This is a genomic window from Herbaspirillum sp., assembly GCF_017744395.1.
In the GTDB taxonomy this organism is placed as follows: Bacteria; Pseudomonadota; Gammaproteobacteria; order Burkholderiales; family Burkholderiaceae_D; genus Herbaspirillum.
In genome coordinates, this window is the sequence record NZ_JAGIBI010000002.1 from 618627 (window position 1) to 634595 (window position 15969).

At 63.5% G+C, this 15969-nt stretch carries 17 protein-coding genes; 7 read left to right on the top strand and 10 right to left on the bottom strand.

Going from position 1 to position 15969, the window contains the following annotated elements:
* The first annotated feature begins 81 nt into the window (after positions 1-81).
* From J7548_RS08765 to J7548_RS08775, 3 genes are all read left to right on the top strand, one after another.
* Positions 82-648 (top strand): SCP2 sterol-binding domain-containing protein, encoded by a 567-nt coding sequence (locus tag J7548_RS08765; RefSeq protein ID WP_290973251.1) that lies wholly within the window; start codon positions 82-84, stop codon positions 646-648.
* Complete coding sequence (gene ubiB, locus J7548_RS08770) at positions 648-2219, top strand: ubiquinone biosynthesis regulatory protein kinase UbiB (RefSeq protein ID WP_290973253.1); 1572 nt, start codon at positions 648-650, stop codon at positions 2217-2219. Before J7548_RS08765 ends, ubiB begins: the two co-directional genes overlap by 1 nt.
* Positions 2220-2383: 164 nt before the next feature.
* Entirely contained in the window at positions 2384-3790 is a 1407-nt protein-coding gene (locus tag J7548_RS08775) for an MFS transporter (RefSeq protein WP_290973361.1), read from the top strand.
* Positions 3791-3807: 17 nt separating this feature from the next.
* Here J7548_RS08775 and J7548_RS08780 read toward each other — a convergent pair whose 3' ends face one another.
* Complete coding sequence (locus J7548_RS08780) at positions 3808-4734, bottom strand: LysR family transcriptional regulator (RefSeq protein WP_290973255.1); 927 nt, start codon at positions 4732-4734, stop codon at positions 3808-3810.
* A gap of 163 nt (positions 4735-4897) precedes the next feature.
* Here J7548_RS08780 and J7548_RS08785 point away from each other — a divergent pair, with 163 nt between their 5' ends.
* Positions 4898-5662: a 3-oxoacyl-ACP reductase family protein gene (locus J7548_RS08785; protein ID WP_290973257.1), complete on the top strand. Its 765-nt coding sequence runs from the start codon at positions 4898-4900 to the stop codon at positions 5660-5662.
* A 71-nt stretch (positions 5663-5733) separates the two neighbouring features.
* Here the strand turns inward: J7548_RS08785 and trpC are convergent, their stop codons facing one another.
* The 7 genes from trpC to rpe form a co-directional block, all read right to left on the bottom strand.
* On the bottom strand, positions 5734-6534 hold the full coding sequence (gene trpC, locus J7548_RS08790) for an indole-3-glycerol phosphate synthase TrpC (protein WP_290973260.1): 801 nt from the start codon (positions 6532-6534) through the stop codon (positions 5734-5736).
* A gap of 14 nt (positions 6535-6548) precedes the next feature.
* Complete coding sequence (locus J7548_RS08795) at positions 6549-7181, bottom strand: LysE family translocator (protein ID WP_290973263.1); 633 nt, start codon at positions 7179-7181, stop codon at positions 6549-6551.
* Between the two features lie 22 nt (positions 7182-7203).
* A complete protein-coding gene (gene trpD, locus J7548_RS08800; protein WP_290973265.1) occupies positions 7204-8241 on the bottom strand; it encodes an anthranilate phosphoribosyltransferase in 1038 nt (345 codons plus the stop codon).
* Between the two features lie 38 nt (positions 8242-8279).
* On the bottom strand, positions 8280-8855 hold the full coding sequence (locus J7548_RS08805) for an aminodeoxychorismate/anthranilate synthase component II (RefSeq protein ID WP_290973267.1): 576 nt from the start codon (positions 8853-8855) through the stop codon (positions 8280-8282).
* Positions 8856-10352 (bottom strand): anthranilate synthase component I, encoded by a 1497-nt coding sequence (gene trpE, locus J7548_RS08810; RefSeq protein ID WP_290973269.1) that lies wholly within the window; start codon positions 10350-10352, stop codon positions 8856-8858. It lies immediately after the preceding gene.
* A gap of 335 nt (positions 10353-10687) precedes the next feature.
* Positions 10688-11368 (bottom strand): phosphoglycolate phosphatase, encoded by a 681-nt coding sequence (locus J7548_RS08815; RefSeq protein WP_290973272.1) that lies wholly within the window; start codon positions 11366-11368, stop codon positions 10688-10690.
* 30 nt (positions 11369-11398) lie between these two features.
* On the bottom strand, positions 11399-12064 hold the full coding sequence (rpe, locus tag J7548_RS08820; protein ID WP_290973275.1) for a ribulose-phosphate 3-epimerase: 666 nt from the start codon (positions 12062-12064) through the stop codon (positions 11399-11401).
* A 201-nt stretch (positions 12065-12265) separates the two neighbouring features.
* On the opposite strand from rpe, the gene apaG reads away from it, so the two are divergent.
* A complete protein-coding gene (gene apaG / locus J7548_RS08825) occupies positions 12266-12640 on the top strand; it encodes a Co2+/Mg2+ efflux protein ApaG (protein WP_290973278.1) in 375 nt (124 codons plus the stop codon).
* Positions 12641-12671: 31 nt separating this feature from the next.
* Here the strand turns inward: apaG and J7548_RS08830 are convergent, their stop codons facing one another.
* Positions 12672-12821 (bottom strand): hypothetical protein, encoded by a 150-nt coding sequence (locus J7548_RS08830; RefSeq protein WP_290973281.1) that lies wholly within the window; start codon positions 12819-12821, stop codon positions 12672-12674.
* Between J7548_RS08830 and J7548_RS08835 the strand changes: the two genes are divergently transcribed.
* Positions 12820-14043, top strand: coding sequence for a murein transglycosylase A (locus J7548_RS08835; protein ID WP_290973284.1), 1224 nt, complete (start codon positions 12820-12822; stop codon positions 14041-14043). The two genes, J7548_RS08830 and J7548_RS08835, sit on opposite strands and share 2 nt — an antisense overlap.
* 69 nt (positions 14044-14112) lie before the next feature.
* Here J7548_RS08835 and J7548_RS08840 read toward each other — a convergent pair whose 3' ends face one another.
* On the bottom strand, positions 14113-14550 hold the full coding sequence (locus J7548_RS08840) for a universal stress protein (protein WP_290973287.1): 438 nt from the start codon (positions 14548-14550) through the stop codon (positions 14113-14115).
* A gap of 180 nt (positions 14551-14730) precedes the next feature.
* Here J7548_RS08840 and J7548_RS08845 point away from each other — a divergent pair, with 180 nt between their 5' ends.
* On the top strand, positions 14731-15507 hold the full coding sequence (locus J7548_RS08845; RefSeq protein WP_290973290.1) for an enoyl-CoA hydratase: 777 nt from the start codon (positions 14731-14733) through the stop codon (positions 15505-15507).
* Positions 15508-15969 lie beyond the last annotated feature (462 nt).

Below are 15969 nucleotides of genomic sequence, written 5' to 3' on the forward strand. Positions count from 1 at the left end.
GGGCGGTTTTGTTTTTGTCCGTCGAATTTCCCTATTACCGCATCCATGCCTGAACTGCCGCCACTGCCCGCGATAAATCCCATGAAACCCGCCGCCGCCGTGGTCAACCACCTGCTGGCGCAAGAGGCATGGGCGCGCCAGAAGTTGGCGGCGCATGCGCGCAAGGTGGCCTGCATCGACACCGGCGCCGCGCAACTGCGCCTGAGGGTTGCAGCTGATGGCTATGTCGAGGATGCCCCCGCCGAGGCTGCGGCTGACGTCACCATCCGCATCAAGCTGTCGGACCTGCTGCTGATCGCCGCCAACCGCGAGCGCGCGGTGTCCTACGTGAAGCTGGAAGGCGATGCCGACTTCGCCAATGCGATCTCGCAACTGAGCCAGAACCTGCGCTGGGACGCCGAGGACGACCTGTCGCGCGTGTTTGGCGATATCGCCGCCACCCGCATGGTGTCGGGCGCGCGCGGCCTGTTCGAGACCATCCGCACCACGCATCAAAAATTGACTGAAAACGTCGCCGAGTATTTTCTGGAAGAACAACCGATGCTGATACGCCCCCGCATGCTGCAGGACTTCTCCGCCGATGTGGTGCGCCTGCGCGATGACCTGGAGCGTCTCTCCAAGCGCATCGAGAAACTGGAGCGCCGCTGATGTTCCTGCGTTCCCTGCGCCTGTTCAAGATCATCCGCGTGGCGATCCGCTACGGCCTGGATGAAATCGTCGCCTCCGAATTCGCCCCGCCGCGCATCGCCCGCATCGTCAACGCCATCTTTTTCTGGCGCGACCTGTCGACCCCGCGCGGCGAGCGCCTGCGCCGCGCGCTGGAAGACCTGGGCCCGATCTTCGTCAAGTTCGGCCAGGTGCTGTCGACCCGGCGCGACCTGATGCCGCCGGACATCGCCAACGAGCTGACGCGCCTGCAAGACCGCGTGCCGCCGTTCGATTCCGACCTCGCCGTGCAGCAGATCCAGAAGTCGCTGGGGGCGCATCCGGATGAGCTGTTCGCCAGTTTCGAGCGCCAGCCGGTGGCCTCGGCCTCGATCGCCCAGGTCCACTTCGCTACGTTGAAAGACGGGAAAGAGGTTGCAGTCAAGGTGCTGCGCCCCGGCATGCGCGATGTGATCGACCATGACATCGGCCTGATGCACGTCGCCGCCGACTGGCTGGAGCGACTGTGGGCCGACGGCCGCCGCCTGAAGGCCAAGGAAGTCGTGGCCGAGTTCGACAAGTACCTGCACGACGAGCTCGACCTGATGCGCGAGGCCGCCAACGCCAGCCAGTTGCGCCGCAATTTCGCCGAATCGACGCTGCTGATCGTGCCCGAGATGTACTGGGACTACTGCTCACCGTCGGTGATCGTGATGGAGCGCATGCACGGCATCCCGATCTCGCAGACCGAACGCCTGCTCGAAGAGGGGGTGGACTTGTCCAAGCTGTCGCGCGACGGCGTCGAGATCTTCTTCACCCAGGTGTTCCGCGACGGTTTCTTCCATGCCGACATGCACCCCGGCAATATCCTGGTGTCGGTGGCGCCGGAGACCTTCGGCCGCTACATCGCGCTCGACTTCGGCATCGTCGGCACGCTCAACGATTTCGACAAGGATTACCTGTCGCAGAACTTCCTGGCCTTCTTCCGCCGCGACTACAAGCGCGTGGCCGAGGCGCACATCGAATCCGGCTGGGCGCCCAAGGATACCCGCGTGGATGAACTGGAAGCTGCGGTGCGCGCCTGCTGCGAACCGATCTTCGACCGCCCGCTGAAGGACATCTCGTTCGGCCAGGTGTTGTTGCGCCTGTTCCAGACCTCGCGCCGCTTCAATGTCGAGGTGCAGCCGCAACTGGTGCTGCTGCAAAAGACGCTGCTCAACGTCGAAGGCCTGGGCCGCCAGCTCGATCCCGACCTCGACTTGTGGAAGACCGCCAAGCCCTACCTGGAGCGCTGGATGAGCGAACAGATCGGCTGGCGCGGTTTCGTCGAGCAGCTGAAGGTGGAGGTGCCGCGCTACAGCCGCCTGCTGCCGCAGATCCCGCGCCTGGTGCAGCAGGCGCTGACCAAGTACAACGAGGGAGAGGGCGCGCAGCAGAGCGGCGAGCTGCTCAGGAAGCTGCTGGCCGAACAGCGCCGCACCAATATGCTGCTGGGCGTGATCGTGTATTTCGGCGGCGGCCTGATCGGGGGCATCATCGTGGTCCAGGTATTGATGCATCTCCTGCGCTATTGAGCGCAATCGGGTAAAGTCGACTCTTCAGGGAAAACGCCGGCGCATGCCGGCGTTTTTGCAGGCGAATCAGCGGCGTGTATTGGAGACCCGATGCACATTGCGCACAACGGAAGGAATGCCAATTGGGAAGCAACGACCAGTCATTGAGCGACGCGCGTGTGCGCATGCTGCCCTACATCGTGGCGGCGACCTTCTTCATGGAGTACCTCGACACCACCATCATCGCCACCGCCTTGCCGCAGATGGCGCAGGCATTCGGTATCGGCCCCAATGAGCTGAGCCTGGGCATGACGGCCTACATGCTGACGCTGGCGGTGTTCATCCCCATCAGCGGCTGGGTGGCGGACCGCTTCGGTTCCCGTACCGTGTTCGGCGCGGCGATTGTCATCTTCACCTGCGCTTCCATCCTGTGCGGCTTTTCGCAGAACCTGTGGGAATTCACCGCCGCGCGCGTGCTGCAAGGGCTGGGCGGGGCGATGATGGTGCCGGTCGGGCGCATGATCGTGGTGCGCAGCACCAGCAAGGCCAACCTGATGAAGGCGATCGCCACCATCACCTGGCCGGCCATCGTGGCGCCGGTAGTGGGGCCGTCCATCGGCGGCTTCATCGTCACCTATGCGTCGTGGCGCTGGATCTTCCTGTTGAACGTGCCGTTCGGGATCGCAGCCCTGGCCGCCGTGATGCTGGTCGTGCGCAACGACCACGGCGCCGGCAAGCGTCCGCTGGACCTGGTTGGCTTCGTGCTCTCGGGCGCGGCATTGACCTCGATCCTGTACGGCACCGAAATCGCCAGCCACATGGAATCCAACATCAAGGTGGCGCTCGGCTTCATCGCCGCCGGCATCGTGCTGGGCTGGTGCGCGTATCGCCATGCCCGGCGCACCGAGCATCCCTTGCTGGACTTTTCCAATCTCAAGACCCCGACCTATTCCGTCACCGTCATCACCGGTTCGCTCACGCGCATCGGCATCGATTCGGTGCCTTACCTGATGCCGCTGATGTTCCAGATCGGCTTCGGTTTGACGGCGTTCCAGTCGGGTTTGCTGCTGCTGGCCACCGCGCTGGGCAACCTCGGCATGAAGGCGTTCACCACGCGCGTGCTGCAGCGCTTCGGTTTCCGCCGGGTGGCGGTACGCAACGCCGTCATCGCCGGCAGCCTGATCATCGCTTGCGGCCTGCTCACGCCCGATACGCCCTTGCCGCTGACGCTGGCGGTGATCTTTTGCTATGGGCTGTCGCGCTCGATGCAATTCACGACGCTGGCCACGCTGGCCTATGCCGACATCAGCGACGCCCGCAAATCATCTGCCAGCACGCTGTGGAGCGTGGCGCAGCAGATGACCATCGGCATGGGGATCGCCTTCGGCGCCGTGGCGCTGCGCGTGGCCGCCTTTTTGCGCGGCGATCCGCTCGACGCCGCCGGCGCGCATTTCACGTTGGGCGATTTCCAGTGGGCCTTCGCCATGGCGGGGGCGCTGGTGCTGGTGTCGGTACAGGGCTATCGCGGCCTGGTGCGCGATGCGGGCGACAACATCGGCGGCGGCATGCGTTCGGCGCAAGGCAAGCGCTGACTGAATCCGAATCAGGTTCAGGCCAGTGCGGAAAAGCGCTCGGCCAGCCGCTGGGCGCGGAAGTGCTCCACGATGAAATCGACGAACACCCGCGTCTTGGCCGGCAGCAGCCGCGCCGCGGTGAAGTACAGCGACAGCATGCCGCCGTCCACGTACCAGTCCGGCAATACCCGCACCAGCGCGCCGCTGTCCATGTAGACCACCGCGTGCGGCATTGACACCAGCGTCACGCCCAGGCCCATCGCGGCGATTTCGCAGGCGGCATTGGGGTCGCTCATCGTCATTCGCACCTTCAGCGCCACCGGCGCCTGCGCGCCTTCGCGGTCGCGCAGCGTCCATGGGCGCACGCGCCCGGTCTGCGGCGAGCGGATCAGGATGCCGTCGTGCTGCGGCAGGTCCTGCGGCGAACGCAGCGGCGGGCGGCCTGCCAGATAGGCCGGCGCGGCCAGCAGCACGCGGTGCGCCGGTGCCAGTTCGCGCGCCACCACGCCGGGCGCCAGCTCGATGCTGCCGCCGATGGCGGCGTCGAAGCTTTCGGCGATCAGGTCCACCGGCCGGTTCTCGAAATGCCAGTCGGGCGAGATGGCCGGGTAGCGCTGCAGGAAGTCACCTAGCAGCGGCACGATGTATTCGCGCCCGAACCCCGTTCCCATGCTGACCTTGAGCGTGCCGGCCGGTTGCCCGCCGGCGCTGGCCAGGTTGGCGACGGCGTTGCGGATGGTCTCCAGCCCGCCGCCGACTTCCCGCAGGAAGCGTTCGCCGGCTTCGGTCAGCGTCAGCTTGCGCGTGCTGCGCTGGAACAGCCGCACGCCGAGGTTGGTTTCGAGCCGCGCGACGTTCTTGCCGACGGCCGCCGAGGTCAGGCCGAGGCGGCGCGCGGCGGCCGAGAAGCTGCCGGCGTCGGCGGAGGCGACGAAGCATTCGATGCTGGACATGGTTTCCATGGCGGAGGAGGGCGCATACGGCGCGCAGAGGTCGATATGTGCTTGATTTTAAACCTTTGGTTTAAAAAGAAGATAGCGATTGCCGGCTAGTCGCAACATAATCGAATGACGATACTTGCTTCAACCCAGTCGGGTTCACCCTCAACCGAAAAGGAGCAAGATCATGAGCAAGTCAATCACCACCACTACTACTTCCCTCAACGACAAGGTTGCTTTCGTGCAAGGCGGCTCGCGCGGCATCGGCGCCGCCATCGTCAAGCGCCTGGCAGCTGAAGGCGCTACCGTCGCCTTCACCTACGTCACCTCACCGGACAAGGCGCAGGCGCTGGTGGGCGAAGTCGAAGCCGGCGGCGGCCGCGCGCTGGCGATCCAGGCCGACAGTTCGGATGCGGATGCCCTCAGGCAGGCCATCCGCATCGCCGCCGAAACCTTCGGCCGCCTGGATATCCTGGTCAATAACGCCGGCGTGCTGGCCTTGGGGCCGGTCGATGAATTCAAGCTGGAAGACCTGGACCGCACGCTGGCGGTGAACGTGCGCAGCGTCTTTGTCGCCACCCAGGAAGCCGTGCGCTACATGAAGGAAGGTGGCCGCGTGATCACCATTGGCAGCACCAATGCCGACCGCATGCCGTTCGCAGGGGGCGCCGCCTACGCGATGAGCAAGTCGGCCATCGTCGGCCTGACCAAGGGCCTGTCGCGCGACCTCGGCCCGCGCGGCATCACCGTCAACAACGTGCAGCCCGGTCCGGTCGATACCGACATGAACCCGGCCCACGGCGATTTCGCCGAGACGCTCAAGGGCCTGATGTCGCTGCCGCGTTACGGCAAGGCGGAAGAGATCGCCAGCTTCGTGGCTTACCTGGCCGGTCCGGAAGCGGGTTACATCACCGGCGCCAGCCTGATGATCGATGGCGGCTTCTCTGCCTGAACGCAACAAACCATAAAAAAACGCCGCCCTGCGAAAGCAAGGGCGACGTTTTTTTGGGGGAGGTGCCGGGATTAGGCGAACAGCCGCGCCAATTCCACGCCCGGCTCCGGCGCACGCATGAAGGCTTCGCCGACCAGGAAGGCATGCACATCGGCATCGCGCATGCGCTTGACGTCGTCTGGGGTGGCGATGGCCGATTCGGTGATCACCAGCTTTTCCGGCGGGATACGCGGCAGCAGGCCCAGCGTGGTGTCCAGCGTGGTCTCGAAGGTGCGCAGGTTGCGGTTGTTGATGCCCAGCAGGCGCGTCTTCAGCTTCAGCGCGGCATCCAGTTCGGCGGCGTCGTGCACTTCCACCAGCACGCTCATGCCCAGTTCGTGGGCGCAGGCTTCCAGTTCGGCCATCAGGCCGTGGTCCAGCGCGGCCACGATCAGCAGGATGGCATCGGCGCCCCAGGAGCGGGCCTGGTAGACCTGGTACAAATCCACCATGAAATCCTTGCGCAGCACCGGCAGCGCGCAGGCGGCGCGCGCCTGCTTCAGGTAGTCCGGTGCGCCCTGGAAGAATTGCTCGTCGGTCAGCACCGACAGGCAGGCCGCACCGTGCTGCGCGTAGCTCACCGCGATATCGGCCGGGCGGAAGTCGGGACGGATCACGCCCTTGGACGGCGAAGCCTTCTTCACTTCGGCGATCACGCCGGCGTGGCCGGCGGCGATCTTGTCGCGCAGGCTGCCTTCGAAGCTGCGCAGTTCGGAGCGCAGTTCGCTGTCGGATTCGACGTCGCGGCGCAGGCTGGCGAAGTCGCGCTGCTTCTTCGCCGCGCGGATTTCCTCGGCCTTGACGTCGAGGATCTTGTTGAGAATGTCGGACATGATGTTCCTGAAGATTATTTGCGTTCGTCCAGGGCCAGACGTACCGCCAGCGCGCCCAGCATGGAGCCCATGATGTAGCGCTGCGCGCGCAGCCAGCCCTGGTTGCGGGCGAAGAAGCCGGTAATGCCGGCGGCCGAGAAGACGATCACGGAGTTGACCGAGAAGCTGATGGCGATTTGCGTCACGCCCAGCACCACGCTTTGCAGCAGCACGCTGCCGTGTTCGGGATGGATGAACTGCGGGAACAGCGACATGTAGAACACCGCCACCTTGGGATTCAAGACGTTGGTCAAAAAGCCCATGCGAAACAGCGTGGCCGGCGAATCCGGAGGTAGTTCGCGCGTCTGGAACGGCGAGCTGCCGCCCGGCTTGACCGCATTCCATGCCAGCCACAGCAGGTAGGCGGCGCCGGCGAACTTGACGATGTCGTAGGCCATCGGGATCGCCATGAACAGCGCGGTCAGGCCGAAGGCCGCGGCCGCCATGTGCACCAGGAAGCCGAACGCCACGCCGCACAGCGAGATGATGCCGGCCGCGCGTCCCTGGCAGATCGAGCGCGACACGCAATAGACCATGTTGGGGCCGGGCGTGAGCACCATCACCAGCGAGGCGAGGGCGAAGAGCAGAAGGTCGTGGGCTGCGATCATGATGGTTCTCCCAAAGGGTGGGTCAGTGCTTGCCGCCCAGTTGGCGGGTGACTTGCACGAATTGGTCGAGCTTGGCGCGGGCGGCGCCGGAGGCGATGGTGGCTCGCGCTTTTTCCAGGCCGTCGGCGATGGAAGCGGCATTGCCGGCCGCGTACAGCGCGGTGGCGGCATTGAGCAGCACGATGTCGTGCACCGGCCCCGGCTTGCCGGCCAGCGCTTCGAAGATCTTTTCCTTCGACTCGGCGGCGTTGGCGACCTGCAGGTTGCGGCTGGCGAACATCGACAGGCCGAAGTCTTCCGGATGGATCTCGTATTCGCGGATCTCGCCGTTGACCAGTTCACCCACCATGGTGGCGCCGCCCAGCGTGACCTCGTCCAAATTGTCGCGGCCCCAGACCACGATCGCATGTTGCGCGCCCAGGCGCTGCAGCACGCGCACCTGGATGCCGACCAGGTCGGCGTGGAACACGCCCATCAGGATATTGGGGGCGCCGGCCGGGTTGGTCAGCGGGCCCAGGATGTTGAAGATGGTGCGCACGCCCAGTTCCTTGCGCACCGGTGCCGCGTGTTTCATGGCGGCGTGGTGGTTGGGCGCGAACATGAAGCCGATGCCGGTCTGGGCGATCGATTGCGCGACCTGTTCTGGTTGCAGGTTGATGTCGGCGCCCAGCGCTTCGAGCACGTCGGCGCTGCCGGACGAGGACGACACGCTGCGCCCGCCGTGCTTGGCCACGCGCGCGCCGGCGGCGGCGGCCACGAACATCGAGGCGGTGGAGATGTTGAAGGTGTGCGCGCCGTCGCCGCCGGTGCCGACGATGTCGAGCAGGCCGGTGGTGTCGGCCATCGGCACCTTGGTGGCGAATTCGCGCATGACCTGGGCGGCGGCGGCGATCTCGCCGATGCTTTCCTTCTTCACGCGCAGGCCCATGGTGAGGGCGGCGATCATTACCGGCGACATCTCGCCGCCCATGATCTGGCGGAACAGCGTCAGCATTTCGTCGTGGAAGATTTCGCGGTGTTCGATACAGCGCAGCAGCGCTTCTTGCGGAGTGATGGGCATTTGTCTTTTCCGTTGGAGTCGATGGGATCGTGCGCGGCTTACGCGTGCGCGCTGCCGGTCAGGAAATTCTTCAGCAGCGCGTGCCCGTGTTCGGACAGGATCGATTCAGGGTGGAACTGCACGCCCTGCAGGTCGAACTCCTTGTGGCGCACGCCCATGATTTCGCCATCGTCGGTCCAGGCGGTCACTTCCAGGCAGTCGGGCAGGCTGGCGCGTTCGATGGCCAGCGAGTGGTAACGGATCACCGTGTAGGGCGTCGGCAAATCCTTGAACACGCCCACGTCGGTGTGCGCGATCTTGGAGGTCTTGCCGTGCATGACCTGCTTGGCGCGGACGATGTTGCCGCCGAAGGCTTCGCCGATGGCCTGGTGGCCCAGGCACACGCCGAGGATAGGCAGCTTGCCCGAGAATTCCTTTAGCAGGTCGACGCAGATGCCGGCTTCCTTGGGGCTGCAGGGGCCGGGGGAGAGGCAGATGCGTTCCGGGTTCAGCTTCTTGATCTCATCCAGCGTGATCTCGTCGTTGCGGATGGTCAGCACTTCCTCGCCCAGTTCGCCGAAATATTGCACCAGGTTGTAGGTGAAGGAGTCGTAGTTGTCGATCATCAGCAGCATTTAGATTTCTCCGTCCAGGCCGTCTTGCACTTGTTCCGCTGCGCGCAGCACGGCGCGCGCCTTGTTTTCGGTTTCTTCCCATTCCATTTCCGGCACCGAGTCGGCCACGATGCCGGCCGCGGCCTGCACGTACAGCGTGCCGTCCTTGATGACGCCGGTGCGGATGGCGATGGCCACGTCCATCTCGCCGCCGAAGGAGAGGTAGCCGCAGGCGCCGCCGTAGATGCCGCGCTTGCTCGGTTCCAGTTCGTCGATGATTTCCATCGCGCGCACCTTGGGTGCGCCCGACAGCGTGCCGGCCGGGAAGGTGGCTTTCAGGACGTCGAGGTTGGACATGCCGGGTTTGAGGATGCCTTCGACGTTGGAGACGATGTGCTGCACGTGGGAGTATTTCTCGATCACCATCTGGTCGGTGACCTTGACGCTGCCGGTGGTCGCGATGCGGCCGATGTCGTTGCGCGCCAGGTCGATCAGCATCACGTGCTCGGCGATTTCCTTGGGGTCGGCCAGCAGTTCGCGCGCCAGTTGCTCGTCGCGCTCGATGGTCGAGCCGCGCGGGCGGGTGCCGGCCAGCGGGCGAATGGTGATCTTCTTCTGGTCGCCGCCGATCGATTCGTTGCGCACCAGGATCTCGGGCGAGGAGCCGACGATCTGCATGTCGCCGAAATTGTAGAAGTACATGTACGGCGAGGGGTTCAGCGAACGCAGCGCGCGGTACAGCATCAGCGGCGAATCGACGTAGGACTTCTTCAGGCGCTGGCCGATCTGCACCTGCATCAGGTCGCCGGCCATCACGTATTCCTTGGCGCGGGCCACGGCCTTCAGGTATTCGTCCTTGGGGAATTCGCGGACGGTTTCGGTGCGCACCGAGCCGGTGGTGACCGGCGCGTCGGCCGGGCGGCGCAGCATGGCGCGCAGGTCCTTGAGGCGCTGGCGGCCCTTGGAGAAGGCTTCCGGCTTGGTCGGGTCGGCGTAGACGATCAGGTAGAGCTTGCCGGAGAGGTTGTCGATGACCGCCAGTTCCTCGGTCAGCAGCAACTGGATGTCGGGCAGGCCGAGGGTGTCTTTTGGGGCGCTGTGTTCAAGGCGCTTTTCGATGTAGCGCACCGCGTCGTAGCCGAAGTAGCCGGCCAGGCCGCCGCAGAAGCGCGGCATGCCGGGGCGGATCGCGACCTTGAAGCGCGACTGGTATTGCGCGATGAATTCCAGCGCGTTGCCCTCGGCGGTCTCGATGACGGTTTCGTTCTTCAGCACCTCGATCTTGTTGCCGCTGCAGCGGATCTTGGTCGAGGCCGGCAGGCCGATGAAGGAATAGCGGCCGAAGCGCTCGCCGCCGACCACGGATTCCAGCAGGAAGGTGTTCTTGCCGGTGTTCTGGCTCTGCGCCAGTTTCAGGTAGAGCGTGAGCGGGGTTTCCAGGTCGGCGAAGGCTTCGGCGATCAGGGGGATGCGGTTGTAGCCTTCAGCGGCCAGCGATTTGAATTCGAGTTCGGTCATGTTTCACTCCAGACCACTATTGTAGAACACGCAGCTTGGGCCTTTGCGGCTGCGCGCACAATGTACACAATCGTACATGGCGCACGGATACAGCCGTGGCTTCTGCGGACTCTCGTCAGCGGTTTCGTTAATGGAAATGCGGGGGGAATGCGGTGTTACAACAAAACGTTCCGGTCGCAGGTGCGGCCGGGGGCGGGCTCGTTACTGAGCCTTGAATTGCCAGCGTCGCCACAGCCAGGCCTCAGGAGCGGCTGTAGGTTGGGCGGTACGTTTGTTGTTGCGAAACATGGATTGTTGGTCGCGGTTTGGTATGTTTGCCGGAGATTGACGAGGCGTCAATCCACCGAGATTTGCTGCGCTGCTTCAAGAAGCGTTTGAACTATACCATCGGAATCCACGTCGTGTATAGATTCGCCGTGGTTGTAGCCATACGGCACGTTGAGCACCCGGCAACCGGCCGCGCGCGCGGCCTGGGCGTCGTTGGAGGAGTCGCCGATGGCCACCACCTGCGCCGGAACCAGGCCGAAATCCTTGCATACCTGCAGCAAAGGCATCGGGTCGGGCTTCTTCTTGGGGAAGGAGTCGCCGCCGTAGACCACGTCGAAGAAGCTGCGCAGGCCTTTCTTGTCCAGCAGCGGCAGCGTGAACGAGATGGGTTTGTTGGTGACGCAGGCCAGGCGCAGGCCCTTGTCCTTCATCGCCTGCAAGCCTTCCTTGACTTCCGGGTAGAGCGAGCAATAGTCGCCGTTGATCGCCAGGTAGTGCTCGGTGTACGAATCCAGCGCCTGCTGGAAATATTGCACGGCCTCGTCTTCCGCGTAATCCACCGCCAGCACGCGGCGGATCAGGTTTTCGGTGCCCTTGCCGACGAAATTGACGATGGTCTCCTGCGCCAGCGGCGTCAGGCCCAGTTCGGCGCGCATGCGGTTGACGGCGACGTGGAAGTCGCCGGCGGTGTCGAGCATGGTGCCGTCGAGGTCGATGATGGCGGCTTTGATGTTATTCAGCATGGTCATGTCGCGGGCGCAGGCGTGGGGGAATACGGATCAGACCTGGGCCAGTTCGGCGCGCATGGCGTCGATCACGGCCTTGTAGTCGGGCTTGCCGAAGATGGCCGAACCGGCGACGAAGGTGTCGGCGCCGGCGCGGGCGGCCGCGGCGATGTTCTCGATCTTGATGCCGCCGTCCACTTCCAGCAGGATGTCGCGGCCGGACTCATCGATGCGGCGGCGCACTTCGGCGATCTTCTTCAGCGCTTCCGGGATGAAGGACTGGCCGCCGAAACCGGGGTTGACCGACATGATCAGCACCATGTCGATCTTGTCCATCACGTGGTCGAGGTAATGCAGCGGGGTGCCGGGGTTGAACACCAGGCCGGATTTGCAGCCGTTGTCGCGGATCAGTTGCAGCGAGCGGTCGATGTGTTCCGAGCCTTCCGGGTGGAAGGTGATCAGGTTGGCGCCGGCCTTGGCGAAGTCGGGGATGATGCGGTCCACCGGCTTGACCATCAGGTGCACGTCGATCGGCACCTGCACGTGCGGGCGGATCGCTTCGCACACCAGCGGGCCGATGGTCAGGTTGGGCACATAATGGTTGTCCATCACGTCGAAGTGGATAAAATCGGCGCCGGCGGCGACGACATTGCGCACTTCATCGCCCAGGCGGGCGAAATCGGCGGACAGGATGCTGGGAGCGATACGGTAGGTCGGCATGGCTGGAAATGAGAATGGCTTGATCGACTGCGGCTGCAGGTGCAAAACCCGCGCGGGCCGCGAAGCCGCTATTCTACCCTTTCGGCCGGGCCCGGATGTGCTGGCGGCGCGCCGCGGCTTGCGCTATGGGCTGAATTCGTGTGCAATCCGGGTGTTCGCGCCATGCGATGGCGCAGGCATAACCACAAGACAGGAATCCCCATGGCAGCGTATGAGTTCACGGTAACGGTCAAGACCCAGTACCTGGAGGAACAATCGGATCCGTCGCGCTCGCACTACGTATTCGCTTATGCGATCACCATCGTCAATACCGGCACCGTGCCGGCGCAGTTGATCTCGCGCCATTGGGTGATCACCGACGCCAACAACCATGTGGAGGAAGTGCGCGGGCTCGGCGTGGTGGGGCACCAGCCTTTCCTGCAGCCCGGCGAGCGGTTCGAATACACCAGCGGCACGGCGATGAAGACGCCGCAGGGCACCATGCATGGGGAGTATTTCTGCGTCGCCGAGGATGGCGAGCAGTTCGATGCGCGCATCCCTGAATTTGTGCTTTCGCTGCCGCGCACGCTGCATTGATGAGCGGCGCCGGCCGACGCTTGCGGATTTTTTATTCCTGGCCGTTGTCTTTCGTCTCGCGCGCCTGTTTGCGTGCCGCCGGCGGGCCGGACTTCTCCTTGCGGCCTGAAAACATGGTCCACCAGACTATGAAGACCAGGACAAAAAAGGCGGCGCATGCCTCCAGAATCAACCACAACATGAATTCGTCTCCGATGTTATTGAATCGTCTCGTTACTTTTCCCGCTTTGAAGCGCCTCAGTGTACCCGTATTGGCGGTCTCGGTCGCCGTGTTGCTGGCGGCTTGCCAGACTACGCCGCCGACGACCACGCAGCCGCCGGTCAAGCCGCCGGTTCAGCCGGGCCCGGCCATGCGCGTGACCGGCTTCTCGCAACTGCCGGGATGGGGAAATGATGATTTGCGCGAGGCCTGGCCGGCGCTGCAGTCCTCCTGCTCGGTGCTGATCCGCAGGCCCGAATGGCGTGCGGCCTGCGGCGCGGCGCAGCAGGCCAATGCGGCCGACCCGGGCGCCCTGCGCGCTTATTTTGAAACCTATTTCACGCCTTACCAGCTGTTCAATCCGGACGGCAGCGATACCGGCCTGGTCACCGGCTATTACGAGCCCCTGCTGCGCGGTTCGCGCCGCCGTACCGGCCCTTACCAGACGCCGCTGTACCAGGTCCCCGACGATTTGTTGACGATCGACCTGGCCAGCGTCTATCCGGAGCTGAAGAACCTGCGCTTGCGCGGCAAGGTGGTCGGCCGCAAGGTGGTGCCGTATCCCAGCCGTGCCGAGCTGATGCAGGCCAATGCGCTGGACGGTAAGGAGCTGGTGTGGGTGGACGACCCGGTCGAGGCCTTTTTCCTGCAGGTGCAGGGCTCGGGCCGGGTGTACCTGCCGGAATCCAAGGAAACCATCCGCCTGGCCTATGGCGACCAGAACGGCCGGCCTTACAAGTCCATCGGCCGCTACCTGGTGGACAAGGGCGAGATGACCCTGGCGCAGGCTTCGGCCCAGAATATCAAGGCCTGGGTGCAGGCCAACCCGGCGCGCAAGGAAGAGCTGCTCAATGCCAACCCCAGCTATGTCTTCTTCCGGGAAGAGAAACTGCCGGATCCATCCAAGGGGCCGAAGGGAGCGCAGGGCATTCCGCTGACGCCGCAGCGCTCGATCGCCATCGATCCGCAGCATGTGCCGCTGGGGGCGCCGGTGTTCCTGTCGACCACCCAGCCCAACAGCGACCGGCCGCTGCAGCGCCTGGTGGTGGCGCAGGATACCGGCGGCGCCATCCGCGGCGTGGTGCGGGCGGATTACTTCTGGGGTTTTGGCGATGAGGCCGAGGACAAGGCGGGTTCGATGAAGCAGCGCGGGATGATGTGGGTGCTGCTGCCAAAGGGGATGACCCCGCCGGGCGGCAATTAATTTCTTGCCGCCGATACAGTGGAAAGCCTGATCCTTGAATCGCCAAGGATCAGGCTTTTTATTTTTTATCTAGCGCAGGACCAAGACCGGAATGCTCGAATGCGCCAGCACCTTTTGCGTTTTGCTGCCAAGAAAGATGCGCGACAGGCTGCTGCGGCTGTGCGAGGCCATGAAGATGACGTCGCATTCGTAGGCCTTGGCGGCATTGACGATTTCCTCGTCCGGCGCGAACGACAGCATCGTGGCGGTCTTGCAGGGCACGCCGGCGGCTTCGGCGGCATCGGCGACTTTCTTGACGTGCTGTTCGGCCAGCGAGCGCACGTTGTCTTCATAGATGCCGGGGTCGATCGCCATGGAGCTTTCGGCCAACGGAGAGAAAGGATAGGGCTCTGCGACCGAGATGCCGATGATCCTGGAGCCGCAATGCTTGGCGTAATCGATGGCGCTGGCGATCGCCTTGTCGGAGCGTTCGGAGCCGTCGGTCGGGACAAGTATGGTCTTGAACATGAGAGCCTCCTTATTGATTGTTGAAGAGGTACTTTCACTATAGCCTCAGATGGCTTTGCCCGCATGAAATTCCGGCCGGAGATTGCGCTAGGTCGGATTTGTTGATTATTCTGGCGTACTGTTGCGCCGGTTCGCGCCACGGACAGGCGGCACACCATTCACCATAAGAAGGAGACTTGCATGAGCTATGAAAACATCCTGGTGGAAACCCAGGACAAGGTCGGCCTGATCCGCCTCAACCGCCCCAAGGCGCTCAATGCCCTGAATGACGCGCTCATGAGCGAGCTGGGCGAAGCGCTGCTGGCCTTCGACGCCGATCCGGGCATCGGCTGCATCATCATCACCGGCAGCGAGAAAGCCTTCGCCGCCGGCGCCGATATCGTCGGCATGGCGGGCTACAGCTACATGGACGTTTTCAAGGGCGAATTCATCACCCGCAACTGGGAAACCATCCGCCGGGTGCGCAAGCCGGTGATCGCGGCTGTCGCCGGCTTCGCCCTGGGCGGCGGCTGCGAGCTGGCGATGATGTGCGACTTCATCATCGCCGCCGATACCGCCAAGTTCGGCCAGCCGGAAATCAAGCTGGGCATCATCCCCGGCGCCGGCGGTACGCAGCGCCTGCCGCGGGCGGTTTCCAAGGCCAAGGCCATGGAGATGGCGCTTACCGGGCGCATGATGGATGCGCAAGAGGCCGAACGCGCCGGGCTGGTATCGCGCGTTGTTGCCGCCGATCAACTGATGGACGATGCGCTGGCGACGGCCAGGACGATTGCCGGGATGTCGCAGCCGGTGGCGATGATGGCCAAGGATGCGGTCAACCGCGCCTATGAGTCGACCCTGGCGGACGGCCTGAAGTATGAGCGCGCATTGTTCTATAGCTGTTTTGCCACCGAGGACCAGAAGGAAGGCATGAAGGCGTTTATCGAAAAGCGTGCCCCGGTCGTCAAGAACTGTTGATTCAAGGAAATTTTTCGAGCCGAACGATGGTTTTGACAATAAAAATGCCCGCCCCGCGAGGGGCGGGCATTTTTTTTAAAATTATTTTTCGCGTCTGAAATTTCTGTAAGTCATTGTTTGATATGGGTTTGTTGTCGTTCTTGCCTGATATCGACAATAAAATGGGTAAATTATTTTTAAAAAAGTACTTGCGCACCGGATATCCGGTTGCTATAGTTCGCCCCCTGCTGACGACGAACACAACGATTCGACGGCAACGCGAAGGGCGAATGACCCGATTTGCGACAGCAAGATCTTTAAAAATTAACAGCCGATAAGCGTGGGCGTTTGATGGAAGCGACGGGCCTTAGGGTTCGGAAACTTTAAACATTAAATGCTCACAAGAAATATAGGTAAGATCGCAAGAAATTATCTGTCAGTATTTTGAGAGAGCGACACCCTTCGGGGTGGCCAGAGATGGCA